Source organism: Pseudomonas frederiksbergensis, from assembly GCF_003732275.1.
Classification (GTDB): Bacteria; Pseudomonadota; Gammaproteobacteria; order Pseudomonadales; family Pseudomonadaceae; genus Aquipseudomonas; species Aquipseudomonas frederiksbergensis_H.
Genome location: NZ_MOBM01000020.1, coordinates 98,547 through 125,473, shown reverse-complemented (window position 1 = coordinate 125,473; position 26,927 = coordinate 98,547). Strand labels below are relative to the sequence as shown.

Sequence of the window (26,927 nt, the reverse complement as noted above, 5' to 3'; positions counted from 1 at the left end):
AAATAAAGAACTCCTGAGCGCAAACGGAGCCATAGCCTTAAGAACGTGAATTTTGGAATCCGGCGATGGCGCAGATCTTCAGCCGCTCGGCCGATACCTGGCTGCGCCTGGGGTTGCTGGTGCTGTTCGTCGGTCTCATGGGAGGCTTGCTCGTGGCATTGGCTCTGGACCGCTCCGACTACCGAACCGGCCGTAACTGGGTGGTCGAGCAGCCGCTGCCGTTCAGTCACGCCCATCATGTCGGCGAGCTGAAAATCGATTGCCGTTACTGCCACAGTTCCGTGGAGTCTTCCGCGATGGCCAGTCTGCCGCCCACCGAAACCTGCATGACGTGCCACTCGCAAATCTGGAAAAACGCCGACCTGCTCGAACCCTTGCGCAAAAGCCTGCGCGAATCACGGCCGTTGCATTGGCAGCGGGTGGTCGAACTGCCGGATTATGTGTACTTCCATCACGGCGTGCATGTGAATGCGGGCGTGGGCTGCAGCGAATGCCACGGCGCGGTGGACCGCATGCAGCTGATGTTCAAGGCCGAACCCCTGAGCATGGGCCAGTGCCTGGCCTGTCACCGCGATCCGGCGCCGCACTTGCGCCCCGCAGGGCAAGTGACCCAGCTGCAATGGCACACCGATCAGGATCGTCGGGCGCTGGGTGAACAATTAATGAAGGAGCGACGAATCGATCCCCGAGGCCTGAGCGATTGCGGGATCTGCCATCGATGAGCGCCTCCTCGCTGGACTTCGCCGCATGGCGCGAGCAGCTCGCCGGGCTCAAAGGCTCCGCGTACTGGCGTGGCCTCGAAGCGCTGGCGGCGACACCCGAGGCGCAGGCGCTGATCGAGGCGGAGTTTCCCGGCGCCGCGCCCTTGTTGGACCGCCGACATTTTCTGCAGTTGATGGCGGCGTCTCTGGCGATGGCAGGCCTGGCCGCGTGTGGCAAAACCCCTGAGCAAGCCGTGCCAGCGATCCGGCAAGCCACGCAACTGACGCCCGGCGTTGCGAGCTGGTATGCAACGGCCATCCCGTTTTGTGGCGTCGCCCAACCCGTGCTCGGCAAGACTCTCGCCGGGCGCCCAATCAAACTCGAAGGCAATCCACAGCACCCACTGTCCGGTGGCGCGTGCGATGCCTTTACTCAGGCCGCAATCCTGCAACTGTACGACCCGGACCGTTCCCAGGCGCCGCGCTTCAAGGGTCGGGAAACCAGTTGGGACGAAGTGCGTGGGGCGCTGGCTCGACAACGGCTGACGCTGGACACCACGCGAGGCAAAGGCCTGCATATCGTCTGCGGGGCCAGCAGTTCGCCGACCCTGGCGCGGCAACTCGAAGCGCTGCGTCGGCGCTGGCCCGAAGCGCAGCTGTATCACGCCGAACCGTTCGCCGAGACCCAGGCTCTGCGCGTCAGCGAGCGGGTATTCGGTCAGCCGCTGAACGCCCGACGTTATCTGGAAAACGCCGAGGTGCTGGTTTGCCTGGAAGACGATCCGCTGGGCAGCGGGCCGCGCCAGACGCTGTTGCAACGTGGCTGGGCGGAACGTCGACGGCAGGCGGCGCAAGGGCAGGGCGCGGCGTTGTCGTTTGTCGCCGAAAGCATTCCGACCCTAACCGGCGCTGCGGCCACGCGACGATTGGCGATTGCCCCGTCGCGACTGCCTGACCTGGTGCTGGCGCTGAGCCGCGCCTTGGGCGACAACGTGACCGATCAGCCGCGCCTGAGTGCGCGACAGCTCGACTGGGTCGATGAAGCCGCCACGGCGCTCAAGGCCCACCCCGGCCGTGGCCTGATCTGCGTGAGCAAGCAAGCGGCAGAAGATGTGCAGGCGCAGGTGATGCGGCTCAACCAACGGCTGGGTGCGCACGGCCAGACGCTGGATTGGCAGACGCCGACGTTGCTGGGCTACGAACGCGGACAGTTCTGGGCGTCGCTGGAGCAACTGAGCCAGCAATTGGCGGGTGGCAACGTCAACCAATTGTGGCTGCTTGATTGCAACCCGATGCACACCTCGGCGCCGGATTTGGGGCTGGAGGGGTTGCTGCAGAAAGTACCGCTGCGCCTGCATGCCGGGCTTTACTACGACGAGAGCGCCGCGCACTGCCACTGGCATTTGCCGCTCAATCATGCGCTCGACGGCTGGAGCGATACCCGGGCGGCGGATGGCAGCGCGTGCATTGTGCAGCCGCTGATCGAGCCGATGTACTCGACCCGAACCCTGCATCAAATCATCGAACTGCTGCTGACCTCCGTCGACAGCGACGCCCTGGAACAGGTGCGAATCACCTGGGCTCATGTTCCGCAAAGTCAGTGGCGCCAGGCCTTGGCCGATGGCTGGATCGAAACCTCAGCGCAGGCAGTGGATGTCCCCGAAGCAGCGACATTGGTGCTGAACCTGATCGATATCGATAGCCTCGAAGCTGTGGTGCGTCCGGACCCTTGCGTATGGGATGGGCGTTTTGCCAATCTCGGCTGGTTGCAGGAGTTGCCCAAACCCATCAGCACCCTGACCTGGAGCAACGTGGTCGGGCTGTCGCCACGGTTGGCGGAACAGGTGGGCGTGCGCAATGGCGACGGCGTCGAAGTGGCGCTGCCGGGGCAATTATTGCGTGGCGCGGCGTGGATCGAGCCGGGGCAGGCCGATCAGGTGATTGCCCTGTACACCGGTTACGGGCGCAGTCACGCTGGGCGGGTCGGTAACGGTTTGGGCTATGCGGTACGGCCGATCCAGTCGTCGTCGGTGAGTGCCTCGGTACGCTCCAGTGGCGAGCGCCATACTCTGGCTGTCACCCAGTCTCATCACCAGCTACCGGACGATGAGGTGCCGCCGATTCGTGTGGTGCAACGCCGGGCGCCGCAGTTGCCGGCGCAGCAAATTCCGGCATCGCTCTATAGCCCGGTCGTTGACAGCGGCCCGCAGTGGGGCATGGTCATCGACCTCGACTTGTGTACCGGCTGCAATGCCTGCGTCACGGCGTGTCAGGCAGAAAACAACATCGCCGTGGTCGGTGCCGAACAGGTGGCTAACGGGCGCAACATGCACTGGCTGCGCATCGACCACTACTACCAGGGTTCACTGGATGCGCCACGCTCGCGCTTCCAACCCTTGCCGTGCATGCACTGCGAACAGGCGCCGTGTGAAACCGGTTGCCCGGTGAATGCCACGGTGCACAGCCGCGATGGCTTGAACCAGATGGTTTACAACCGCTGCATCGGCACCCGCACCTGCGCCTCGTATTGCCCTTACAAAGTACGCCGTTTCAATTGGCTGGACTGGAATGCCGACGCCGCGCCGTCGATTCAGGCCCAGCGCAACCCCGAAGTCACCGTGCGTGCCCGGGGGGTGATGGAAAAATGCACTTATTGCATTCAGCGTATCAGCGCCGCACGCATCGAAGACAAACAGCAGGGCACCGATTTCGACACCACAAAAGTGCTCACCGCCTGCCAGCAAACCTGTCCGAGCCAGGCGATCCGCTTCGGTGACATCGCCGACTCCGCCAGCGCGGTCAGCCATGCCCGAAAGGATCCACGTCATTACCGCTTGCTCGAAGCCCTCGGCACACGCCCGCGCACCACCTATCTGGCGCGGATCGAGGAGGGGGGAGAGCAGCGATGAAGCCTGAACCGCTGCTGCACGATACCGGGCATTTTCTGCCACGGGACCTGAGCGATCAGCAGGTGTCGCGGCAGGTGTTCGGCCCCTTGCAGCAGTTTCCCCGGCGGGTGGCGTGGCGCTGGTTGTTCGCTATCGCCATCACGCTGTTGCTGATGTACCTGGCCTCGGCCACGGTACTGCTGGCCAACGGCGTGGGCATGTGGGGCAACAATCAGCCGGTGCACTGGGGCTTCGGCATTCTCAACTACATCTGGTGGCTGGGCATCGGCCATGCCGGCACCTTTATCTCCGCGTTGCTGTTGCTGATCGAGCGGCCGTGGCGGCATACCCTCAATCGCCTGGCGGAGTTGATGACACTGATGGCGGTGATCTGCGCCGCGCTGTACCCGATCCTGCACCTGGGGCGGCCCTGGCTGTTTTACTGGACCCTGCCGTACCCGAATGAAATGGGCTTGTGGCCGCAGTTCAAGAGCCCGACGGCCTGGGACATGTTTGCGATCCTGTCGTATTTGACGGTGTCGCTGCTGTTTCTGTTGGTGGGGGCCATTCCTGATTTCGCCACAGCGCGGGACCGTGCCCAAGGTACGCTGAGGCAAACGCTGTATGGCCTGATGGCGCTGGGCTGGCGCGGTTCGCAGCAGCATTGGGCGTTGTGGCGAAGTACCACCCGCGTGCTGGCGATGCTCGCGATCCCATTGGTGTTCGCCGTGTCCAGCGGCTATTCGTTCCTGCTGACCATGGGCCCGCAAAGCGGTTGGCATTCGACGCTGTTCCCGCCGTACTTCGTGGCCGGCGCGGTGTTTTCCGGATTTGCTTTGGTAGCGTTGCTCTCCATTGGCGTGCGCTGGTTGCTGCACATCGAAGCGCTGATCACCCTGCGTCATCTGGATATGCTCGGGCGCCTGCTGTTGGCCACCGGTTGGCTCACCGCCTATGGCTATCTGATGGATCTGTTCATGCCGTTATACAGCGGCGATGCCCATGAAATCGAGGTCTTGCTGAGACGCCTGAGCGGCCCTCACGCCTGGAGTTTCTGGTTGGCCATCGTCTGCAATGTTGGCGTGCTCCAGGTGTTGTGGTGGCGTTCGATGCGCCAGCGTCCGGGCGTTTTGGCCGCGGTGGCGCTGGCGGTGCTGGTGGGCATGTGGGCTGAACGTTTCATGCTGGTGATCCCGCCCCAGACTCGCGACTTTCTGGTCTCGACCTGGGGCGGCTATACCCCGACGCTTTGGGACTGGACACTGTTCATCGGCAGTTTCGGCGTGTTTTTGCTGCCTTACAGTCTGTTTCTGCGCTACGTGCCCATGGTCTCGGCATTCGAGGTCAAGCAGGCGCTGCATCAGGAGCGCGGCGATGACTGAATCCCTGGGGTTGCTGGCCGAATTCGATGCGCCGCAGCCGCTGGTTGAAGCCAGCCTGCACGCCTGGGCCATCGGCTATCGACGCCTCGATGCGTTCGCGCCGTTTCCTCTTGAGGCGCTGCAACCGTTGTTGAAACCCAAGGCTTCCAGGGTATCGAGCATGGCCTGCATCGGCGGATTGCTCGGCATCGGCCTTGCGCTGCTTATGCAGATCGGCTCGGTGTGGAGCTATCCGCTGAACGTCGGTGGCCGGCCGTTGATTGCCCTGCCATTGCTGATGGTGGTGACCTTTCTGTTCGCCGTGGTCGGGGCGGCGATCGCTGCGGTATTGACGCTGCTGGTCAGCAGCCGCTTGCCACGTTTGCATCACCCGTTGTTTGGCGCTGAGGGTTTCGAACGGGCCAGCGACGATGGGTTCTTTCTGTTTATCGAGGCCAGCGACCCGCTGTTCGACGCGCAGGCCACCCGAGCCTGGCTGGCCGAACGAGCGATTAGCGTGCGCGAGGTGCAGCCATGAACGCCTGGCCGTGGGCGCTGATAATCGCCGTGCTGTGCAGCGGCTGCGATGACATGTCGCGCCAGGCGAGGATTGAGCAACAACGCGCCGGCGCCTTGTTCGAAAACGGCTTGAGTAGCCGTCAGCCTCCCGTCGGCACTGTCGCCCGCGGGCAGCTGGAGCGTGAAGCGATTTTGCAGCAGCGTCCGCCATTGACCGATGCGTTGCTCACCCGTGGCGAAGCGAGCTATCAGACGTTCTGCACCCCTTGCCATGGCCTGAGCGGGCGAGGCGATGGTCTGGTGGTCGGTCGTGGTTTTCCGGCACCGCCGGCATTGACCGAACCGCGGTTGCTCGGCGCCTCTGACGCTCAGCTGATGCAGGTCATCGCTCAGGGCAAAGGCCTGATGTACGGCTATGAATCACGCATCCCACCGGCAGAGCGCTGGGCCATCGTCGCCCATGTGCGCTTGCTGCAATTAAGCCAGCACGCGCCTCTGGAGCGTCTGCCAGCCGAGTTGCGTCAGGCGTTCGAGGAGAACAACCAATGAGGCGGTTGTCGGGAGCATTCGCCATCGGCGCCGTCGGCGTCATGCTGCTCGGGGTTTGGCAGCCGGCCTGGGTGGGCGCCGGGGCTTTGGCGGCCGCGGTTAGCGGCAGCAACATTGTGCTGGGTTGTCTGCTGCTGGCGCTGCTGACGCCGTTGATCAATGGCCGCTGGCACCTGCTGCTGGCACCGGGCAGCGGACTGGGTCGCAGCGCGGTGGTGCTGATTGTGCCGATGCTGTTGCCGGTGCTGCTCGCCATGGCCTGGCTGTATCCGTGGTTCCACGTCGACGCGCCAGGGTTTCGCGGGCTGTGGTTGTCGCCGTGGTTTTTCGTGGTGCGCACGCTGCTTTACGCCGGGCTCGCCTTGGCTCTGCTGTGCTGGTCGCAACGTCTGAACGCCGAGCGCAGTGCCCCGGGGCTGATCCTGTATGGGCTGATGGTCAGCCTGGCGGCGGTCGACTGGTTGATGTCATTGCAGTCGGGGTTTGTGTCCAGCCTGTTTGGTGTGTTGCTGATTGCCCGGCAGTTGCTCGATGGCTTGGCGTTTGCCGGCCTCTGCGTGCTGTGCTGGAACCTTGTGCCGCTGCCGGCTCCACAGCGTCAGGTACTGCGGGGATTGCTGGTCAGTGCCCTGGCGTTCTGGGCCTACGTGCATTTCATGCAGTACCTGATTATCTGGTCGGTGAATCTTCAGCATGAAACCCAATGGTATCGGGTGCGTGAGGGAGGCATCTGGGGCGTGGTCAGCGGGTTGCTGATGGCAGGGCAGGTGGCGTGTCTGCTGGCGTTGGCCTCTCCTTGGGGCGGTCGGCCACAGGTTCTGATTGGGGGATGCACGGCTATTCTGCTACTGGGCAGTGTCGAGTCGATCTGGATGAGCTTGCCGTCGATATTCCCCGACGTTGAGATCGGTGCCGGCCTGATGGCCGTGCTCTGCCAAGGGATTTACGGTCTCGGCCTGTGGGCATGGTGGCGTTGGCAATGGCAACGGAGGCGCCATGAAATCTGAAAAACCGCTCGGCTACGAACCCAACACGGTCGACAGTGGCAAAGTCTGGAGTCTGGTGGCGCTGTTTTTCGCGGCGGTTCTGCTGTGCCTCACCGGCGTGGCCTGGTGGCTGATCAGCTATCAACACCGCGCAGAATCGCGGCAGCCACCCTTGAGTGCCCTGGAACGCGAGCGCCTGCTACCACCGGCCCCACGCTTGCAATCTCAGCCTCGGCAGGACGCTGAACGACAACTCGCCGCCGAGCGTATTCACCTCGACAGCTTCGGCTGGGTCGACCGCGAGCGCCGCATTGTGCACCTGCCGCTGGAACAGGCGCGGCAGGTGCTGCTGGAGCAGGACTGGCCAACACCCGAGGACGCCCCGCATGAACCGTGAACGGGTCTTGCTAGTGCTGGGATTGCTGTGGTTGATGACAATGCAACCCAGCGCTGCGCAGGCATTCGACCCGTTTTCCGCCGCCGGAATCGACACGGTCCAGGTCGGCCAGCGCTTGGCACTGGACACGCGCTTTATCGATCAGCACGGCCGCTCGGTACGCCTCGGCGATTTGCTTGGCGGCCAGCCAACGCTGTTGGTGCCTTTGTATTACCGCTGCCCGAACGTCTGTGGCGCGGCGCTCTCGACCCTGTTCAGTCAATTGGCGAATCAGCCTTACCGCTTGGGCCGGGATTTTCAGGTGATCGCGTTCAGTTTCGATCCGCGAGAAGACAGCCATGCCGCCCGCGAGGAACTGGCCAGACTGAGTCAGCATTGGCCGTCGCTGACGGCTGAGCCAGGCTTGCATTTGCTGACCGGCGACGCTGCTGCGGGTCAGGTCCTGGCCGGCTCACTGGGCTTCGCTTATCGCTACGATGAGCAACAGCAACAATACGCGCATAGCTCGGCGGTGGCGGTATTGACCGGCGATGGACGCCTGTCGCGCTGGCTCTATGGTCTTGGTTATCAGGCCAGCGATGTGCGCCTTGCGTTGACCGAGGCGGGGCAGGGCAAGCTGGGCGCATTCAAGGAACAGCTTCTGCTGCTGTGTTACCACTACGACCCGCAGAGCGGCACCTATAACAGTCGAATCATTCTTTTGCTGCAAGTGGCGGGGATGGCGACCGTGCTGGTGTTGGGCCTGTTCATTGTTCTGGCGTTGCGCCGCGATCGGCAGAGGCAGCCATGAACGAACACTTCCTGCGCTTGTGGCCCGTGCAGGGCTCGGACTACGCCGCCTCGGTCGATTGGCTGGTGATCGGCTTCACCGGGATGATGGCGTTGTTTGTAGTGCCAGTATTTGTCGCGCTTTGGATGTTTATCTGGCGCTATCGACGCGGGCGCGAGGCGAATCGGGATCATCGGGCGCAGAGCAATCTGCCGATCGAACTGGCCTGGATCATCTTGCCGTTCATTGGCTCGCTGGTGATTTTTCTGTTTTCGGCACGGCTGTTCTTTTTCGCCCGCACGCCTCCGGCCGATGCCCTGGAAATCCAGGTCACGGCGCGGCAATGGATGTGGAAATTTCAGCATCAGGGCGGGCAGCGTGAGATCAACACCTTGCACGTCCCGGCGAGGCGTCCGGTGAAGCTGACGATGATTTCCGAAGACGTGATCCACAGCCTGTTTTTCCCCAGTCTGCGAATCAAGCAAGACGTGTTGCCGCAGCGTTACAGCATGCTCTGGTTCCAGGCCGAACACAGCGGCACCTATCAGGTCTATTGCGCTGAATACTGCGGCACCGATCATGCGGCGATGCTCGCCCGGCTGGTGGTGCTCGACCCGGGTGACTACCAGCAATGGCTGCAGGACAACGGCAGCACCACCGACCTGATCAGCCAGGGCGAGACCTTGTACCGCCAATACGGCTGCGGCAGTTGCCACGACTCCGGCAACGCGCCGCCCTTGGCTGGCGTGTTCAATCGAACGGTGCGCCTGGCCGACGGCAGCCAGGTCGTGGCAGACGATGCCTACCTGCGCGACAGCATTGTGTTGCCACAAAAACACCTGGTGACGGGTTACCTGCCGATCATGCCAACGTATAGCAACCTGTTGGACGAAGAAGCCGTGCAGCGTCTGGTGGCTTACCTGCGCTCGTTGCCCGCCACGGCTTCCGGGGATCCGAAATGAGCGCACCCAGTTATTTGCATCAACAAGGTTTGCTCTCGTGGTTTCTGACCCTGGACCACAAGCGCATTGCTGTGCTGTACATGGTCACGGTGACCTTCTTCTTTTTCGCCGGCGGGTTGGCCGCGACCCTGATCCGCATCGAACTGGTCACGCCCCAAGGCGACCTGTTGACCGCCGACGGCTACAACCGTGCGTTTACCCTGCACGGGGTAATCATGGTCTGGTTTTTTCTGATTCCATCAATCCCCAGCGTGTTCGGCAACTTCCTGGTGCCGATCATGATCGGCGCCCGGGACATGGCGTTTCCGCGTCTTAATCTGTTCAGTTGGTACCTGCTGCTCGGCGGTGGGTTGTTCACGTTGCTGGCGTTGCTTCTCGGCGGGGTCGATACCGGCTGGACCTTCTACACGCCGCTGTCGACGATGTTCAGCAACGGCCACGTGGTGGCGGTGATCTGCGGTGTGTTCATCGCCGGGTTTTCCTCGATCTTCACCGGCATCAACATCATCGTCACCGTGCATACCCTTCGCGCGCCGGGCATGAACTGGATGCGTCTGCCGCTATTCATCTGGGCGATGTACGCCACCTCGATCATTCTGGTGCTGGCGACTCCGGTGCTGGCAATTACTTTGTTGCTGGTGGCCGCCGAGCATCTGTTCAACATTGGCGTATTCGACCCGCGCCTGGGCGGCGATCCGTTGCTGTTCCAGCACCTGTTCTGGTTCTACAGTCACCCGGCGGTGTACATCATGATCCTGCCCGCGATGGGGGTGGTCAGCGAACTGATCACTGCGGCGGGGCACAAGCGCATCTTTGGCTATCGCTTTGTCGCCTGGTCCAGCGTGGCGATTGCGGTGATCGGTTTCCTGGTCTGGGGGCATCACATGTTTGTCGCCGGGCAGTCGATGTATGCCAGCCTGGTGTTCTCGCTGCTGAGTTTCCTGGTGTCGATTCCGTCGGCGATCAAGGCCTATAACTGGAGCGCGACCCTATACAAAAGCGACTTGACCCTGCATGCGCCGTTTCTGTTTGCCCTGACCTTTATCGGGTTGTTCATTATCGGCGGGGTGACCGGGTTGTTCCTGGCGCTGCTCGCCGCCGACCTGCATGCCCATGACACCTATTTTGTGGTCGCTCACTTCCACTACATCATGGTTGGCGCGGCGGTGGCCGGGTACTTTGGTGCGTTGCATTTCTGGTGGCCGAAAATCACCGGACGCCTGTATTCGCAGCTGTGGGGCAAGATCACCGCGGTGCTGATTTTTTGCGGTTTCAACCTGACGTTTTTTCCGCAATTCCTGCTCGGGTATCTGGGCATGCCCCGGCGCTATCACGCCTATGACCCGGATTTTCAGTTCCTCAACGTACTGTCTTCGGCCGGGGCCTCGATTCTGGCCCTGGCTTACGTGTTGCCGTTCTTCTACCTGCTCGGCTCCTTGCGCTGGGGCGAGCGGGCGCCGATGAATCCCTGGGAGGCGGCCGGCCTTGAGTGGCGCGTGCCGTCACCGCCGCCGCTGCACAACTTCGAAGCACCGGTGACGGTGGATTTCGAAGCCTATGATTATTCTCCCGAGGCGCGCCGTGATCCGGTCTGACGAGAGGCCCGCCGAGCCCTTCGTGGCCTGGGCGCAGCAGCGTGAGGCCGCGAGGCTGGGTATGTGGCTGTTTCTGGCCACCGAAGCGATGATGTTCGGCAGCCTGATCATGGTGGCGTGGTTGTACCGACTGCAGCACCCCGACGGCGTGGTGGAAGCGGTGGCGGGTTTGCACTGGCAACTGGCAACGGCCAACACGTTCATTTTGTTGACCAGCAGTTTGCTGATGACTCTGGCGCTGGCGGTCAGTGAGCAGGGGAAAGCGCTTCGTTTGCGCCGTTGCCTGCTGGGTGCGGCGCTGCTGGGCGTACTGTTTCTGGCCTGCAAAGGCGTCGAATACAGTCTTGAATACCGCGAAGGGCTGCTGCCAGGTTTCGCCGCGGACTCACCACTGTATCTGCCGTCAGCACACTTGTTCATGAACCTGTATTTCATCGCCACGGCGCTGCACGGCGTACACGTGCTGGTGGCGGTCGGTTTGGGGCTATGGCTCTACGTGCGACTCGCACCAGACAACCTGTCAGAGCGTGGGGCGCGCACGCGTCTGGAAATGGTCACTCTGTATTGGCATCTGGTGGACGGGATCTGGATCCTGTTGTTTCCGACCCTCTACCTGGTGGGGCGCTGAGATGAGCACGGCGAACGCGTTGAAAGTCTATGTCGGCTTGCTGCTGCTTCTGGCGGTAGAAGTGCTGGTGGCGCTGTTCTGGCCGCGCAACAGCAGCCTGATCATGCTTGCCGCTGTCGGGCAGTTTTTGCTGCTGTTGATATTTTACCTGGGCCTCTATCGCCATCGGGGCTGGGTGCGGCTGTTTGGTTGGCTGTATCTGCTGTGGCTCCTGATGATGATGGTGTTCATCCTTGGTGAATCAGCGACTCGCTGAGGTCAGATTTCGTCATCATTCTTCAGCCGAAACCTGCGGCTGATGGATTAAGTTCTCCGTTGAGAAGAGACGGACAGGGTACTCAGCCATGATTAATCGCAAGTGCTCGATGGCTTCCAGGTATTTAAGATCGGCCTGCTTTCTTTTCTTCTGATACTGCGTGAATTTCTCTATGTCCATGTGGGGCTGATCGAGAAGATCAAGGGCGGCATGGCTCAAATGATAGGCTTCGCTGAACAGTTGTTTGTTACGTTCAAGCGCCAGGTTTAGGCAGGCTATCGCTTGATCGGAAGTCATCGTACCGTTCATTGTTGCGACCTCTTTTATGGGGTGTTCCAGGTTTTTGGGTCGTGCAGTGCAGGAGCCAGGCTATTTACCACGACGCCACACCTTGAGGTAGTCCACGCTGAAGGTGGAGGGCAGGTCGGCGTCGTCGACAACGCCGAACCAATTCCACATGGCCTCGCTGTCAAAGACGATCTCCATCGGGAAGAACCAGTGGGTGTTCTTTGCCTCGCGCACCAGTACGCCGTCGACGTACCAGCGCAACGTGTCGGGCTGCCAATCGAAACCGTAGACATGAAATGCGCTGGCCAGCCGCCAAGGGCTGATCCAGCTGCTGCCATCGCTCAGATGCTCGGTGCCTTGCGGCGTGGCCCAAACGTGGGCGTTCATGTTGTACCGACGGTCGAAGGAGGCGTTTTTGGTCTTGCCGCCGATTTCGAAGATGTCGATTTCCGTGGCGTTATCGGCAAGCCCCGTCCATGCGAGCCAGAAGGCGCTGGAGCCTGCCGAGTCCATCGGTTTGGCGCGGGCTTCGTAGTAGCCGTAAAAACTGCGCTCGATAGTACGGACCATCGCCGAGCTATAACCTTCATATCCGAGTCGTACGTATTTTTGCGGCAAGGTTTCCTTGCGGAAAACGATGTTCAGATGGCCATCGCTCAGGTAGGCATTGTCCGGCGTGAACAACGCCGGCTTACGCCCGAGCGACTCGGTGCCCGTGGCATTGTTGACGTGCCAGCGACTGGCGTTGAGGGTCGTGTCATCGAAGTCGTCGGAAAATTGGGAGTCCAGAATCCACTGTCCGGTATTGCCCTGATCGGACAGCGGCAGTTTGGCGTTGGTCCGTTCCGGTACCGTTCCCAGCGGGCCGACGCGGGTCCAGGAATTGGCGGCCTTGGGGAGGGCGACGGACCACTTGTTCGCCAGATATTGAAATACACGCTGCCGTTCCTCCAGGGACGCCACGTGGCGGTCGTACACCAGTACTTCGGCGATGTCGCCGCGCAGGTCTTCGATGCTGCCGACCACGTTGCGCCCCACCGCATAGGGGCCGATGGGCACGTCATTGAGTTCCAGGAAGAACAGGGTCGGGTCGTAGGCGGTGGGCTGTTGCACGCTGATCGCGAAGTTCGGCGACACGTTGTCGTTATCGGCGATTATCGGGCGCGAACTGAACAGTCGCTGCCAGGTCTCACCGCTGCTTTGTTCGGTCAGTCTGCGTGACACGATCAATAGGGTAACGGGGCCTTTTGCAGCGCGAATCGCCTTGCCGAGGAACGCCGAAGCACCGCTGAAACGCACCACCGCATGGCCATTCATGGCGTGTTCCACGCGCAGCGGCAGCGCGTTGCTTGCTGCATCGTCTACGGCAGCGTCGTTGGACTTGCCGGATTTGTCGTGCCAGCGCAAGAGACGGCCGTGGGCATCGAGGGTCATTTTCGAGGCGTCGGCAGCGTCGAGCCACAGCACCAGGCCGTTGGCCAGCGGCGGGGGAGTGTCCCCCGACGCGTTGCAAACGACCGATAGCAGGGTCGCCAAAAGAATGAACCTGCTCATACCCATTGCTTTAACGCAATCGATGCCGCCAATCCGGGTTGGGAGCGGTACCCTTGCGGATTACACAATTGCCATCGCCAGGTGTCGATGATCATTTGCATCAGGTCGCGCTGTGCGTACCAGCCTAGATCACGCCCTGCCTTGGTGGGATCGGCCCAGCATTCGGCGATATCACCGTCGCGGCGCGGTGCGAACCGGAAGGGGATGGTAATACCCGTAATGTCCTCGAAGCTGTGGATGATCTGCAGCACGCTGTGGCCAATGCCTGTTCCCAGGTTCCAGACGTGGATGCCGTTTGTGTTCTGCAACGCCCGCAACGCTTTGAGATGGCCATCGGCAAGGTCGACCACATGGACGTAATCGCGCACGCACGTTCCGTCGACAGTGGGATAGTCGCTGCCGTACACCATGAGTTCGGGCACTTGCCTCATCGCGACCCGTGTCAGGCAAGGCAGCAAGTTGTTGGGCTTGCCATTGGGGTTTTCTCCGATCAGCCCGCTTTCGTGAGCACCAATCGGGTTGAAGTAGCGCAACACCGCAATGCTCCATTGCGGATCGGACAGGCACAGGTCGGTGAGCAACTCTTCGATCAGCAGCTTGGTGCGGCCATAGGGATTGATCGGTTTGCCTGCGCCCAGGTCTTCGATGAGCGGTATCTGCCGGGGGGCGCCATACACGGTGGCCGATGAGCTGAACACCAGTTTGAAGACTTCGTGGCGGGCCATTGCATGGCAGAGATTGAGCGTGCCGACCACATTGTTGGCGTAATAATCCAGCGGCTTTCGAACGCTTTCCTCCACGGATTTGAGACCGGCAAAGTGCACCACGGCATCGATGTCGTAGCGGCTGAAGATATCGTCGAGCAGGTGGCTATCGCGAATATCGCCTTCAATGAAATCGACTCGCTTGCGAGTCAGATACTTCAGGCGCGCGAGCGACTCGCGGCAGCTGTTACACAGGTTATCGAGGACCAGCACCTGTCGACCGGCGTCAATCAGGGTCAGGGTGGTATGGGAGCCGATGTATCCAGCCCCGCCGGTAATCAACGTGGTTTTGTGCATGATGAGGCGTTCCTGTCACAAGGAAATTGCACGAGTCAGGAGAATGTGATCCGGGAAGGGAAAAGCTTGTCGGGTGTGTCCTCTCAGCGGGTGGTGAAAACCGATTTGAATTCTTGCGGCCAGCGCGGATGCATCACGCTATACGCCACGGCATAACTCAGTGCGCCAACCACGATGCTGCAGATCAGGTGCAAGTAGCCCTGAACACCCAGGCGGGAAGAAACCATCAGGACGATCGCTGCCATGACGAACGAAGCAATCACGCTGCGATAGTTGGTTTCGAAAAATCGCCGCCAGCCATAGCCGATTGCACTGTTCAACCCGCGGATTTGCAGTGGCGTGATGATCGCCATCCGGGCCAGCAGGGCGAGGGCGGCGGCCATGCCGCCATAGAGGCTGCCGAAGCCATAGACCAGCGCCAGTGCCAATACGGTGGTTGCCACTTCGGCCTTGATGGTCAGGTGGCTGCAATTGACCGCGACCAGTGCGGTCGTGGCGTACATGGCGGTATTACCGATGGCTGCTGTGCACGCAAGCACTTGCAGCAGGGGAATGGCCTCGGTCCATTTGGCGCCGAAGATCAACAGGATCAGGTCGTGCGCCGTGAGTGCGATGCCGATGAACAGGGGTGTCAACAGGAAGCAGCTGACGGCGGTCGAATCGCTGATGATCGCGCGTAACCGCGACGGATCGGCGCTGCGTCGGGCAAACACCGGCAGCGCATAACTGATCAGGCCGTGATAGATCGCCGTGCGCGGCAGATCGATGATGCGCATCGCCATGTTGAACATGCCAACCGCGTTGGTGCCGGCCGTCATGCCCAGGATGACGGTGACCCCGCGCTGTAGCGTTTGCGAACTCAGCGCGTTGACGGCAACCGGTGCGCCGGCTTTCAACAGTTCGCGCAAGAGCGGGCCGTCAATGTAAAAGGCAATGCGGCGCGGGTCTGCGCGCATCAATACGATAATGGACACGAACTCCATGATCAGTGCCTGGGCAATGACCGCCCAGGCGCCCAATCCCCAGAGCGCGACAGCGATGCCGCCCACGCCACCACACACCTTGCCCAGCAGCGTGCGCGACGCCAGCATCCTGAAGTTGCCGCTACGGCGCATTTGCGCCACATAGACCCGCGCCATCATGGTGAACAGGATTTTTACCGAGGCCACCGCCGTCATCCATTGCAGAATCGGGTCGGGCGCGTACAGAATCGCTGCGCCCGAGATGACGACGATGGACGCCAGGCTGACGAGTACCGACGCCCAGAAAGCTGTGGCGATGTGTTTGTCTTCCAGCCGCTCGAGTCGTACCAGCGGGTCTTCCAGAACCGAGGAATAAATCATGCCGATCAACTCGACGATGGCAATGATGACCGTGCCCACACCCAACTCTGTGGGCGACAGCAGCCTGGCATATGCGACAAAGGTAATCATCGACAGGAAAATCAGGCCGAATTTCTCGGTGAAAATCCAGATCAATTTAACCAGTCGGTGATTGGCCATGGCGGATACCGGCTCAATGAGCGGTGGTTGACGCAGCTGGCTTGCGCAATGATCGGACGCACGCGTAGAGGAAGCGCAATGTCGGTTTGCCGTTTCTGAAGATCAGCGTTTGCCAGGAATACTCCAGCATTCGCCGGTACACACCGATCACCTGGGCATGCTCGCCTCTGCGGGAAAACAGTTCGAGAAAGTCGCTGTGGCTGCCCAGCGCGAAATCGATCCGTTGCTGCTTGCTGAGCTGCGCGCCATAGAGGGCGAGGAACGCTTCGATGAACCTGATCTTGTACGGGTAGTACCTTGTCGGTTGCGCGGTCATGTTGGCGCTGTTGACCATGCGCTGCAGCAGCACCTCTGGCACCGTGTGGATCTCCCAGTGTTCGGCGATCCGGGTCCACATGAAGCGGTCTTCGGAGTAACGCAGGCTGGCATTGAAGCCGCCGAGTTGCATGATCACGTCGCGTCTGACCATCGCGGAGGACACGCCATTGAGGACGTTGGCGCGGATGAAATCGTCGAAATGCCTACCGTTTTTTTGCCGGTTTTCCAGTATTCGCTTGCCGTCGCTGTAATCGTTATGCACGTAGCAATCTACCAGCCCCACCGGCCGTCCCTGACGACTCAGTTCGTCAAACAGTGCCACTTGTTGCTCCAGTTTTTGCGGATACCATCTGTCATCGGCATCGAGAAACGCCACAAAAGTCTCTTCAGAGTGCTGCAGTCCGTGGTTGCGGGCGCTGGCCTGGCCTTCGTTGGCTTGGTGCAACAGCGTCAGGCGAAACGGCGCCGCGAAGTCCTTGACCCGTTGGGGGCCATCATCGGTGGAACCATCGTCGATGACGATGACGTGATCGGGCAGTCGCGTTTGCCCGGCCACGGACGCCAGTGTTTGTTCAATGCTGTCGGCGCCGTTGTACATCGCGATTATGACGCACACTGAATGGGGTGAAGGGGGGGCTTGGTCTGGCACGGTTAGTTCTCCTTTTGTTACGCCTTGGCCGAGTCGGGTGGTAGTGCCTTGGCAGGCGGACGTTGATGCAGGGTTGCGGGTGACAACTGGGGGTATGTCACGTGGTGATGCCGAAAGGACAGAGCCAGAATGCAGAACACCAGAAACTCTGCGGAGCGGTAATTGGGAACGACATACGCCACATAGTTGGTGAGCATGAACGATCCGATGATGACCATCGCGCTGGCGTGAAACCGTGCTGACTGATCAGCCACCACGGCCCGATAGTGTTTGGTCAGCGCCTCGATCAGCATCAGGATCAGCGCTGTCAGCTGAATGACGCCGCCGTTGAGCAAGGTCTCCATGTAGCCGCTGTGGGCATTGCCGATGTAACCCCAGCGATTGATGAATGTCTCGGCACCCGGGCTGGACCAGAAAGCGCCGAAGCCGTAACCCTTGAGGAATTCGGCGTCGATCAGCGGTGTGAGCAAGTCCCAGATCAGCGTGCGGTCGGTGAGTGATGCGTCACGCCCCATCAGCTCCAGCAGCAGGGTGTAATTGCCGTATAGAAAAAGGCAGATCAGCAAATAGACGATTGTCGTACCGAGGAATGCTGTCAGTGAGCGGTTGATGTGCAAGCGGATCAGTGTGAGGAAGTACCAATAGCTCACTGCGCCAGCAACAATCAGCGCTACTGCTGTGGCAGATTGGGCCAGAGCAATCGCGATCAGCGAGAATAACGAGCAGATGATGGCCCAGGGATTGCGCTGACGGATCATCGGCAGCAGTAACAGAATGGCAATCGCGTTGAGCCGGGCGCCAGCGTTTTTTTCCGGGAAGATCCCCTTGAACGCACCATCGCGAATACCGCCGTAAATGAAGGCGATGTCCGGCCTTACCAGCGCGAATATCAAGCCGAAAAACGCGGCGGCGCCGATGGTGCAGCCGAGCATGAAGGCGATTTTCTCGAGGCTGTAGTTGTAGGCGATGAACCCTGCAAAGAACACCATGCTGATCAACGCCACAAAACGTTTGAAACTCAACACCGGGTCGTAGGACCAACTGATCGATACGGCCAGGCTGAGCATGAATATCAGCAGGAAGGCGTTGTTCCTGTAAAAGCTTTTGCTGATGAAGACCTTGTTGCGGATGAAAAAGAACAGCGGAACCAGCAGGGTGATCAGGCCGCAGATCTGGTTGACCACGTTGCCTTCGAGGTCTTTTTCGGCGGCATCCAGACTCGACGCATCAGCCAGCCCGAAAAAAAATCCGATGACCTGGATATAGAACAGCACGCCAAACAATGTGAAAGCGTCGCGTAGCGTGGTGTATCTGACTTCCAGTTTGTTCATGATGATTGGCTCCCTAGTAATGCGTCAGCAATGCGTCGAGATAAGTTTTCGCCGCACAGGCACTCACAAAACGGGCAGCCGCATCGATGCGCGCCTGACGGTTTGCATCACGCGACAATGTCAGTTCTACAGTGATGGCCTGTGCCAGTGCGTCAGGGTTGTCGACCGCCACCAGCGGGGCGATCGCGCCATTGTCGAGAATCTCTTGCGGGCCATAGGGGCAGTGGGTCGATACCACCGGGGTGCCCGTGGACATGGCCTCCACCAGCGCGTTGGGGCTGCCCTCGAAACGCGACGACAGCACAAAGCAATCGGCCGCTGCCACTTCCGCCAATGGGTCGCTGGTATAGCCCGGCAGATCGAAGCGGTCGGCCACGCCCAAGGCGATTGCTTGCTCGAGCAACTCGGTTCTGAGCGCGCCTTCGCCGAAAATGATCAATCGGGCACTGGGATCGGCTAAGCGGGCAAAGGCATCGATCAATACATCAAAGCCTTTTTGCCGTGCCAGACGACCTACGGCGACAATCACCGGGGTGGTTTTTTTCGACAGCCAGCGGTGCTTCGGACGTCCCGGCGCCTTGTCGCGAAAATCGTTGTCGAGCACCGGGTTGTCGGCGATGGTGACATCCTGCGCACGGGTGATGGTGGTATCGACCAGGTCCTGGGCGACGCCGCGCGAGACGCAGATCACCGGATTGGGAATGAGTCGATACAGCAGCGGAGCCAACAGATACGCGGTGCGCACCGCCAACGCGGGGTTGACGTGTTTGTCATGAGAAAACGCATTGCGCTCACTGACATGCAAGCGCGCCAGCGTACCGGACAACGCGGCGGCGACGATGGCCACCACGTTGACATGAGTGAGGGCGGCCAGTTGCGCGTCAAAGCGATTGTGGCGAAGAAAGCGTACCAGCGCCGGCACCGCCCTAGAGCTGCGTACACTGTGCAACTCGACGCGCTTGACCCTCGGGTCGATGCACGCCGAGTTCACACCTGTATCGGTGAGCATCAGTAAGGTCACGTCATTGCCTGCATCAGTCAGCGCACTGGCGAGGCGCACCATCATTTTTTCGGCGCCGCCCCCGCGCAAGTCCTGCAGGATAATCAGCAGCCTTTTCATTGATTCCATACCTGGTAGTACGCCTGCGCGGCGTATTGGCTGGTGTACTGTCGGATGGCGTCAGCGGTCACCTGGCCGTTTGGTGCAGCATGGCCTTGCGCGGCCACGCTGCGCAGCATCCCTTCGGCCAGCGCCGGTACATCATTGACCTTGACCAGATCGCCAAGGCGGCCGTTATCAAGCAGTTCCCTGGGCCCGGTTGCGCAGTCGCAGGCCAACACTGGCGTACCCAGCGCCAGGGCTTCGATCAGGACGGTCGGCAAGCCCTCATGAAACGAACTCAGGATCAGCAGTCGTGCCTGTCTGATCAATGGGTAGGGATTGCTCAGAAAACCGGTGAAATGCACACGGTCCTCGATGCCCAGGCGACTGGCCTGCGAAGTCAGCGCAGCGAGTAGCGGGCCATCGCCGATAATCACCAGGTCCGGCAGCGCGGCGCTGCGCAAGGCCATGGCGTAGGCGTCGAGCAGCAGGTGGAAACCCTTCGGTTTCACCAGCCGGCCCACGGCTAACCAGAAATCGGCCGGAAAACCGCTGAGCATGGGCGTCTGTGCGGCGCTGAGCAGTTGTTCGGTGACCACTGCATTCGGGCAATAACGGATGCGCTCGCGACCCCAGGGCACCAGTTCGGCGAGGGACTGGCGCAAGCCATTGGAAACCGTCACTACCTGGCCGTTGCCACAGAGGTACAACGCATAGAGCAGACGCAGGGTGGCGGGACTGATTTTTTGTTCGCTGCAATCCAGTGCTGCATGACGGCTATAGATGACCTTGCATGGGCGACCCAAGCTGGCAAACCAGGTGCAGAGGTTGGCTCGTTCCTTGGCGGCGATGAGGTGAGTCACCTGTTCACGACGAATAATCCGCCGCAGCAATACGATGGACTTGAGCAGGCCGACGATTCCATTGCCGCCGCCATTGAGCGTGGCAGCCCCTTCATCGTCCGGCGTGTCGCCGTTCATGACGAAATAACTGACACGCTGGCCATCTTTGAGAAACTGTCGGGCCAGGCGTTGCTGGACACGCTCGAGGCCACCATCGGGCTTGAAGTCCTTGAGGATGAACAGGATGTGCATGGTCGTTGCTCGGTGATCAGTGCGGGGTGATCGATGCCGGGTGCTCAGGGATAAGTGATGTTGATGGTTACTTTTCGCCGAATGATCATCACCAATAGATGAACAAAATTGGTCGGGTAATCGATCAGGTAGCGTTTGATGGTGTGCGGTTCGCGGTACATCCGATAGAACGCGCGCAGATGCAGGCGGTTGACCAGCTCAGGGTAATAATGATGAGTGGCCGTGGCCTCTTGGCGAATGAAACCGCCACAGGTGAATGCCACCCCGGTGAAGCCGGCACGCAGGGCATCCTGCTCGAACTGCTCCTGCAGCCCGGCGCCCAGGCCTACGATCAGGATGTTCGCTTCGCTGCGGCAGATGTCTGCTTGAATGCACGCGGCCTGCGGCGCATCGAAATAGCCATTGTGATGACCGGCAATAATCAGCGCCGGGTAGCGAGCCTTGATCTTATCGATGAACAGGTCCAGTTCTGCTTGCCGGGCACCGACAAAATAGAGGCGCTTGCCTTGTTTTTCGGCGCAACTGAACACAGAGTCGGCGATGGACGTGAAGTCGAAGCTGACCCGGCCGATCGTGCGGCCGGTGATGCGCGACATGAAGGTAGACATCAGCATGCCGTCGCAAAAATAGGCGATGGAAGTCGGGTCCCGGTCGAACAGACTGCCGACGGAGGCAAAATTGATGAAGGAAAATGCCTTGTTGGCGTCCAGCAAATTCGGTGCGTAATGCCCGATTAATTCCAGGTCGATCATTGCCTGACTCCTCAGTAAGTGTCTTTTGAAAACAACGTGAAAGGGGTCTTGACCAGAATCTTGATGTCGAGCCACAGCGACCATTGGTTGATGTAGTTGAGGTCCTGGGCGACGCGCTGCTGCATTTTTTCCAGCGTCTGGGTTTCACCTCGATGCCCGGTGATCTGGGCCAACCCGGTGATTCCCGGCTTGAGGCGATGACGGGCCATGTAGGCGCGAACCTTGCCGGTGTAGTAAATGTTGTGCGTGACCGCATGCGGTCGCGGGCCGACCAGGGCCATTTCGCCGCAGAGCACGTTGAACAGTTGCGGTAGCTCGTCGATGGAACTACGGCGCAAAAAACGCCCAAGCGGGGTGATGCGGTCATCCTCGCGGGTGGCCTGACGGACTTCGTTGTCGTCGTGTAAACGCATCGACCGGAACTTCCAGACCTTGATCACCTCAGCGTTACAGCCGTAGCGATTTTGTTTGAACAACACGGGGCCGGGCGAGGAAAGCTTGATGGCTATCGCCACGATCAATAGCAAGGGGCTGAGCACAATAATGCCTACAGCGGCCAGGCTACGTTCGAACAGCTCTTTGCAGAGCAGGCTGCCGGGGTGCGAACTGATGAGGCTTTCATTGAGATAGATGGCCGGCATTCGCTCTATTTCCGAGATCGACTGATTGAGCAACACCATGCTGCCGAAATCGGGGATCCAGACCACGTCGACATTCATGTCCAGAAGATCGATGTACAGCGCTTCGATGATGGCGGCTTGTGCCATCGGCAGGACGATGTAGACGCGGCGTACGTGCAGGCGGGTGATGATTTCGCGAACCTCGTCGATGCGCCCCAGCAGCGGCAGAATGCTTGGGGCCGGGCCGGTATGTTCGGCCGTTGCGATAAAACCCAGCAGCGGTACGCGATTGCGCCTGGACAGTTTTCTCGCCAGCGTATGTGCGGTCGGACACGTCCCGATGATCACCGCGCGGCGCTCGTTGCAGAGCTTGTGCGAATGCAGTCGGGCCAGGTAATGCAGGGGCAAAAAGCTCGCTGCCTGGACCAGGTAACCCAATACGGCCCAGACGATGATCACCTGACGCGAGAAAATCACGCTGGTCTGGGTGAGGAAGGCAATGCTGATCAGCACGGCCAGCAAAATCATCCAGGCCGCCAGCAGCCGAGCGAGCCCGGACAACCACTCATGACGCTTGTGGTAAACCTGCATGACGCTGTAGATCGGCACCGAACCGAGAACGGTGAGAATCATCAGAACGCGGTATTCGCTGGTCAGGCTGCCGACGCGCCAATACACAAGCAACATCAGCAGCAGGTTGGCCAGGCTGAGCGCGCATAGCCATTGGCCCCAGAAGGTCAGACCCCGGCGGCGCGTCATTTGAGCGGTGTATAACGATGTCATCGGCTCAACCTCCGGGCATGGGTTGGACTTCGGCGCCGAATACTGCACGCCCTCGTTCCCGCACGCTGGTATAGCTCGACTGGGATTCAGCTTGTGGTGGATGTCTGGAAGGAGGCTACTGGAGAGACAAGTACAAGGTTTTACCTGGACATGTAGTCGTAGTTCTGGAACGTATCGGAATGGCTGTAGCCATGCTTGCGAGCCTTGCGCAAGTCAACCTGGTTGAGCACCACACCAAACACCGGCGCATGGCTCTGCTGCAGTAGAGCAAGGCACCTCTGCACCTGGCTGACAGGCGTGCTTTCGGCCTTGATTACGTAGATCACTGCGTCCGAATGCTTGGCCAGCAACAGTGCATCGCTGACCATTTGCGCAGGCGGTGAGTCGATGATGATGCGCTGGTACCGCGATTTCAGCACCTTGAGCATGGGGGTCAGGCGCGGCGAACTGAGCAGATCCAGCGGTGGCGGCGACAGCTTCCCGGCCGGCAACATGTCGAGATTGCCGACTGTCCGGATACAGTCCTCGAGCCGCGCAGTGCCCGCCAGGACATTGGCCAACCCCGGTGCGTCTGCCGGAAAATCGAAGTTGAGCGACAAGCTGGGTCTGCGCATGTCGGCGTCGATCAACAGGACACGCTCCAGCTTGGCGAGTGAGTACGCCAGGTTGTTGGCGATGGTGCTTTTGCCTTCTTCGGCCATGGTCGAGGCAACGAGTACCACCTGTGACGGCATGTCGCCGCTGTGCAACATTAACCAGGTGCGCAGGTTGCGAATGGTCTCGCAAAAACGCGGATGGTCGTTGTCATCGAACAGTCGCGCGAGTTGCCGGCGGCTTCTCTTCGTGACCAGCGGCACCACGCTGAGCAGGGGGACATCAAGCGTGCTTTCGATTGTTTCGTCGGTCTTGAAGGTTTTGTTCAGGGTTTCGGACAGCAATGCCAACGCTACACCGACCAGTGCAGCGACGATGGCGACAATCGCCATAATCAGTGTTTTACGAGGCTTGCTCGGTTCCAAAGGAACAATCGCAGGGTCGACGATGCGCGCCTTGGTGGAGTCCATGTCGGACGTGGCTGCGGTTTCCTTTAAACGGGTGACGAAGGTTTCATACAGCGCGCGGGTGCTGTCGACTTCACGCTGGAACTCACGCAGCTGGAACTCCTTGCGCGAAATATCCTGTAGCTGCGCCTTGTTGCTGTTGAATGACTTACGCAGTGAGTTTTCATTGGCCCGGGATAGCTGGTACTCGTGCTCAATGCCGGCCACCACCTGTTGAACCTGCAGGCGCAAACTGTCGGTAGCCATACGCAACTCGGCGCGAGCGGCGACAAGGGTCGGATGTTTTGGACCGTAGCGCCCCGACAACTCTTCGACCTTGGCTTGGGCCTTGGCCTGTTGCGCCTGAAACTTCTGCACCAAAGGATTACTCAGGACGGCCGGCACACTGGAGAGTTTGCTCAGGTCGCCATTGCTCAGGGCTTGCACCTGGCGGAACTGGCTCTCGGCTTCTGCCAGATTACGGCGGGCATCGATCATGCGGTTGCCGGTCATTTCCAGTTCATTGGCACTGATGGTGGCGACGCCGCCGACATCGACCAGGCCTTGTGCTTCCCGATAGCCCTGAAGTTTGTCTTCGGCACTGCGCAGGTTATTGCGCAACTCGATCAGGCGTGAGTTCATCCAGCTGGTGTTGGTCAGTGAGGACTTCAGGCTGTTGTCGAGCTGGCTATCCATGAAGCCTTGGGCAATCGCATTGGCCGTAGCGGCAGCCAAACCAGGGTCGGGCAGCTCCACCTCGATATTGATCAGCTGGCTCTTGCCGACGAATTTGACACTGGTATGCCGCATGAGGTCCTGCGTGACTTGATTGAAGATATCGGTTTCGGAGGGCATCACCTGCATGGGTGTCAAACGGCCCAGTACTGGCAGCCATTGTCCAAGCTCAAGCGTTGCCAACCACTTGCGCGGGGTGAACCACGACTCCGGTTGCTGGCGTGGATCGGTTACCGGGTGGGTGGTGAGGTTCAGCTTTTTGACCGCCCGTTCGGCCAGGTCCCGCGATTGCAGGAGCGCCAGTTGCGTCTGCAAGTAATCGACAGTGCCGGAGCTCGAATCCGTTACTTGCTGGAAGGACAGCAGCGGTGGCGTTTTTTCTTTGATCAGGAGGGTGGTGCTGCCGATGTATTGCGGGGGGATGAATGACAGCACGGCCATCGCCAGCGCACAGCCAAGCAGTATCAACCAGCCGATTTTCCAATGGGCGCGCCAGATCACCCTCCAGTATTTGAGCAGGTCAATGGTGTCCTTTTCCTCGCTGTACTGCTGATGCTGCGGCACATGCGGCTGGAGCGGACGCTCGACATATAGGCTTGGGCTGTTGTCCATGATTAGAAAAAGCCTTGTGCAATGGAAATGGTGTCACCGGGGGCGATGGCGGTGCTGCGCGTGACCGTGTCGGTCAATGGTGGGGAGCCATCACCGCGCACGATGGTCACCCGCTTGATCGAGGCGCGCTCGGTCAGGCCACCCCCCAGGGCGATGGCTTTCTCCAGTGTCAGCCCGGGCTCGAATGGATAGCTGCCGGGTTTCTGCACCTCTCCGTTGATGTAGAACGAACGATAGGTAATCAGGTTGAGGATGACCTTGGGGTCGACCAGGTAACCTTGCTTGAGCCCGTCGACGATGATCTTTTCCACCTGGTTGGGGGTGAGTCCCTTGGCGGCAATCTCACCCAGAAATGGATAGGAAAACATGCCGGCATCGTTGAGACGGATTTTCTCGAAGCTCAGATCCCGTTCACCGAAGACAGTGATGCGCAATACATCGCCGGCCGCCAGTTTGTACTGGGCGCCGGTGTCTGCTGCAAAAGTCACGGGCAACAGCCACGGCACGAACAACAAGCCAAGCATTCGCGAGTTCATGGGGAAACCTCTTAGAGACTTACGTTGAAGCTGAGCAAGAAGATGTTGCGTTCAAAACTCTGATCGTCGGCATCGGAGTCATCGTTGCGGTAGCGATAGCCCAGCTCGATATCCAGCCAGCGGCGCATTGCGTATTCCACGGCGAAGTTGTAGTCACGAAGGTCGTCGGTGCGGTTCTGGCCCTCGTAGTCATAGCGGGATAGCCCAACTTCGGCCACCGTGGTGATGCGTTCGGTCCAGCCATGACGCCAGCCGAACAGGGCAGAGGTGGTCTTGACGGCATCAGCGCCGTCGTCGCCCTCGGCCATGGCCTGGCGGGCAACAAACGAGAAGGTCGAGTAGGTTCGTGGCTTCCATCGCAGATCCACCTGCCAGGTCGGATTACTGAGGTCATCGACGCTGCTGTCATCGAAGTTCTTGCGCTCATAACCAACACGGACTTTGCCGGAGGTACGGGCGGTGAAGTCCCATTCGGCACCGGCAAGGACCGCATCGGATGTGCTATCGAGACGACTGTCCGATTGCAGGTAATCAAAGACGGTATGGTCGTACTCCAGCAATCCACGCGTATTGCTGCCGATGCGGTGGTACCAGGTGGTGGTCACACCGGTGGTATTGCGCTCTTTGTCGTCGTTGATACCGTCGGAATTGCCGTAGCGAAGTTGAGCGTAACTTGCGCCCAGGTCGATCTGATTGGCAGCGCTCCTGGCGCCGTAGGTATAGAGACCATTGACGCGGTTACTGCGAATCTTGTCATTGACGCCATCGACAGCGGTCGACGTCGTACGCTCATATTTACGTGCTTCCGCTTCAAGTTTCAGTCGATGGCGGTCGGTGAATTCCATGACGCTGTTCAGGCGCACGCGTTGTGCCGTATTGGAGGCATCCGATTCGTCGTGATAAATGTAACGGGTAGGCTGCCAGATAAGTCGGGTAGCGCTGTTGCGGTCTTCAGCCTTCAGTTCGAAGGAAGGCGCCAGTTTTGTCACCATGGAAGACTGACGCCCTCGCTCCAGTTCCCGGAAATTGTCATCATAACTTTCTGAAAACAGCAGGGTGGGTGTGAAGTCGAATCCATAGATATCAATGGACTGGGGATCAAGACTCCAAGCCGTTCCGGGACAGAAATAGATCATGAGCAGTGCGAAAGGGCCACGGGTCTTGAGGGTCATATCATTGCTCCTGGGGGTGAGTTCAATGACTATAGACCGGAAAAACAGTCGCTGAGTGTAGTGGGTGTAATGCTGGGCACTATCAATAATTGGTTCATGGGGGTGAATTTTTAAGTTTGATTAATAGTGGGTTTGAGAACAGAAAAAACAAGAGTCGACTGGCAATA

General features: G+C 59.9%; 25 protein-coding genes. 12 read left to right on the top strand and 13 right to left on the bottom strand.

Features of this window, described 5'->3' with window-relative positions; genetic code table 11:
• The first annotated feature begins 65 nt into the window (after positions 1–65).
• Genes BK662_RS16320 through BK662_RS16265 form a run of 12 tightly spaced genes read left to right on the top strand, consistent with a single transcriptional unit; the run spans position 66 to position 11,611 of the window.
• Positions 66–722: a cytochrome c3 family protein gene (locus BK662_RS16320; RefSeq protein WP_123358920.1), complete on the top strand. Its 657-nt coding sequence runs from the start codon at positions 66–68 to the stop codon at positions 720–722.
• On the top strand, positions 719–3,610 hold the full coding sequence (locus BK662_RS16315; RefSeq protein WP_123358919.1) for a TAT-variant-translocated molybdopterin oxidoreductase: 2,892 nt from the start codon (positions 719–721) through the stop codon (positions 3,608–3,610). The genes BK662_RS16320 and BK662_RS16315 overlap by 4 nt, the downstream gene beginning before the upstream one ends.
• Complete coding sequence (nrfD, locus tag BK662_RS16310; protein ID WP_123358918.1) at positions 3,607–4,971, top strand: NrfD/PsrC family molybdoenzyme membrane anchor subunit; 1,365 nt, start codon at positions 3,607–3,609, stop codon at positions 4,969–4,971. The genes BK662_RS16315 and nrfD overlap by 4 nt, the downstream gene beginning before the upstream one ends.
• Complete coding sequence (locus BK662_RS16305; protein WP_123358917.1) at positions 4,964–5,488, top strand: DUF3341 domain-containing protein; 525 nt, start codon at positions 4,964–4,966, stop codon at positions 5,486–5,488. The genes nrfD and BK662_RS16305 overlap by 8 nt, the downstream gene beginning before the upstream one ends.
• Positions 5,485–6,018: a c-type cytochrome gene (locus BK662_RS16300; protein WP_123358916.1), complete on the top strand. Its 534-nt coding sequence runs from the start codon at positions 5,485–5,487 to the stop codon at positions 6,016–6,018. The genes BK662_RS16305 and BK662_RS16300 overlap by 4 nt, the downstream gene beginning before the upstream one ends.
• The gene (locus BK662_RS16295; RefSeq protein ID WP_123358915.1) at positions 6,015–7,025 is read left to right on the top strand and encodes a hypothetical protein; all 1,011 of its coding nucleotides are present in this window, start codon (positions 6,015–6,017) and stop codon (positions 7,023–7,025) included. The genes BK662_RS16300 and BK662_RS16295 overlap by 4 nt, the downstream gene beginning before the upstream one ends.
• The gene (locus tag BK662_RS16290; protein ID WP_123358914.1) at positions 7,015–7,401 is read left to right on the top strand and encodes a hypothetical protein; all 387 of its coding nucleotides are present in this window, start codon (positions 7,015–7,017) and stop codon (positions 7,399–7,401) included. Before BK662_RS16295 ends, BK662_RS16290 begins: the two co-directional genes overlap by 11 nt.
• The gene (locus BK662_RS16285) at positions 7,391–8,191 is read left to right on the top strand and encodes an SCO family protein (protein ID WP_123358913.1); all 801 of its coding nucleotides are present in this window, start codon (positions 7,391–7,393) and stop codon (positions 8,189–8,191) included. Before BK662_RS16290 ends, BK662_RS16285 begins: the two co-directional genes overlap by 11 nt.
• Positions 8,188–9,132, top strand: coding sequence for a cytochrome c oxidase subunit II (gene coxB, locus BK662_RS16280; protein WP_123358912.1), 945 nt, complete (start codon positions 8,188–8,190; stop codon positions 9,130–9,132). Before BK662_RS16285 ends, coxB begins: the two co-directional genes overlap by 4 nt.
• On the top strand, positions 9,129–10,727 hold the full coding sequence (locus BK662_RS16275; protein WP_123358911.1) for a cytochrome c oxidase subunit I: 1,599 nt from the start codon (positions 9,129–9,131) through the stop codon (positions 10,725–10,727). The genes coxB and BK662_RS16275 overlap by 4 nt, the downstream gene beginning before the upstream one ends.
• Positions 10,714–11,355: a cytochrome c oxidase subunit 3 gene (locus BK662_RS16270; RefSeq protein WP_123358910.1), complete on the top strand. Its 642-nt coding sequence runs from the start codon at positions 10,714–10,716 to the stop codon at positions 11,353–11,355. Before BK662_RS16275 ends, BK662_RS16270 begins: the two co-directional genes overlap by 14 nt.
• Position 11,356: 1 nt before the next feature.
• Complete coding sequence (locus BK662_RS16265; RefSeq protein ID WP_123358909.1) at positions 11,357–11,611, top strand: hypothetical protein; 255 nt, start codon at positions 11,357–11,359, stop codon at positions 11,609–11,611.
• A gap of 15 nt (positions 11,612–11,626) precedes the next feature.
• Here the strand turns inward: BK662_RS16265 and BK662_RS16260 are convergent, their stop codons facing one another.
• The 13 genes from BK662_RS16260 to BK662_RS16200 form a co-directional block, all read right to left on the bottom strand.
• Positions 11,627–11,920 (bottom strand): hypothetical protein, encoded by a 294-nt coding sequence (locus tag BK662_RS16260; RefSeq protein ID WP_123358908.1) that lies wholly within the window; start codon positions 11,918–11,920, stop codon positions 11,627–11,629.
• 60 nt (positions 11,921–11,980) lie between these two features.
• Positions 11,981–13,453 (bottom strand): family 16 glycosylhydrolase, encoded by a 1,473-nt coding sequence (locus tag BK662_RS16255; RefSeq protein WP_123358907.1) that lies wholly within the window; start codon positions 13,451–13,453, stop codon positions 11,981–11,983.
• Entirely contained in the window at positions 13,450–14,514 is a 1,065-nt protein-coding gene (gene galE / locus BK662_RS16250) for a UDP-glucose 4-epimerase GalE (RefSeq protein ID WP_123358906.1), read from the bottom strand. The genes BK662_RS16255 and galE overlap by 4 nt, the downstream gene beginning before the upstream one ends.
• 83 nt (positions 14,515–14,597) lie before the next feature.
• Positions 14,598–16,016, bottom strand: coding sequence for an oligosaccharide flippase family protein (locus BK662_RS16245; RefSeq protein ID WP_123358905.1), 1,419 nt, complete (start codon positions 16,014–16,016; stop codon positions 14,598–14,600).
• A gap of 13 nt (positions 16,017–16,029) precedes the next feature.
• Positions 16,030–16,983, bottom strand: coding sequence for a glycosyltransferase family 2 protein (locus BK662_RS16240; protein ID WP_123358904.1), 954 nt, complete (start codon positions 16,981–16,983; stop codon positions 16,030–16,032).
• A gap of 17 nt (positions 16,984–17,000) precedes the next feature.
• Positions 17,001–18,314 carry an O-antigen ligase family protein gene (locus BK662_RS16235; RefSeq protein ID WP_123358903.1) on the bottom strand — a complete coding sequence of 438 codons (1,314 nt, stop codon included), beginning with the start codon at positions 18,312–18,314 and terminating at the stop codon, positions 17,001–17,003.
• A gap of 13 nt (positions 18,315–18,327) precedes the next feature.
• A complete protein-coding gene (locus tag BK662_RS16230; protein ID WP_123358902.1) occupies positions 18,328–19,434 on the bottom strand; it encodes a glycosyltransferase in 1,107 nt (368 codons plus the stop codon).
• Positions 19,431–20,510 (bottom strand): glycosyltransferase, encoded by a 1,080-nt coding sequence (locus BK662_RS16225; RefSeq protein WP_123358901.1) that lies wholly within the window; start codon positions 20,508–20,510, stop codon positions 19,431–19,433. Before BK662_RS16225 ends, BK662_RS16230 begins: the two co-directional genes overlap by 4 nt.
• 44 nt (positions 20,511–20,554) lie before the next feature.
• Positions 20,555–21,262 carry a WecB/TagA/CpsF family glycosyltransferase gene (locus BK662_RS16220; RefSeq protein ID WP_123358900.1) on the bottom strand — a complete coding sequence of 236 codons (708 nt, stop codon included), beginning with the start codon at positions 21,260–21,262 and terminating at the stop codon, positions 20,555–20,557.
• Positions 21,263–21,273: 11 nt separating this feature from the next.
• Positions 21,274–22,665, bottom strand: a complete 1,392-nt coding sequence (locus BK662_RS16215) for an undecaprenyl-phosphate glucose phosphotransferase (RefSeq protein ID WP_123358899.1) — start codon at positions 22,663–22,665, stop codon at positions 21,274–21,276.
• Between the two features lie 140 nt (positions 22,666–22,805).
• On the bottom strand, positions 22,806–25,052 hold the full coding sequence (locus BK662_RS16210) for a GumC family protein (RefSeq protein WP_123358898.1): 2,247 nt from the start codon (positions 25,050–25,052) through the stop codon (positions 22,806–22,808).
• 2 nt (positions 25,053–25,054) lie between these two features.
• On the bottom strand, positions 25,055–25,588 hold the full coding sequence (locus BK662_RS16205) for a polysaccharide biosynthesis/export family protein (protein ID WP_123358897.1): 534 nt from the start codon (positions 25,586–25,588) through the stop codon (positions 25,055–25,057).
• Between the two features lie 11 nt (positions 25,589–25,599).
• A complete protein-coding gene (locus tag BK662_RS16200) occupies positions 25,600–26,760 on the bottom strand; it encodes an outer membrane beta-barrel protein (protein ID WP_123358896.1) in 1,161 nt (386 codons plus the stop codon).
• Positions 26,761–26,927: the final 167 nt, after the last annotated feature.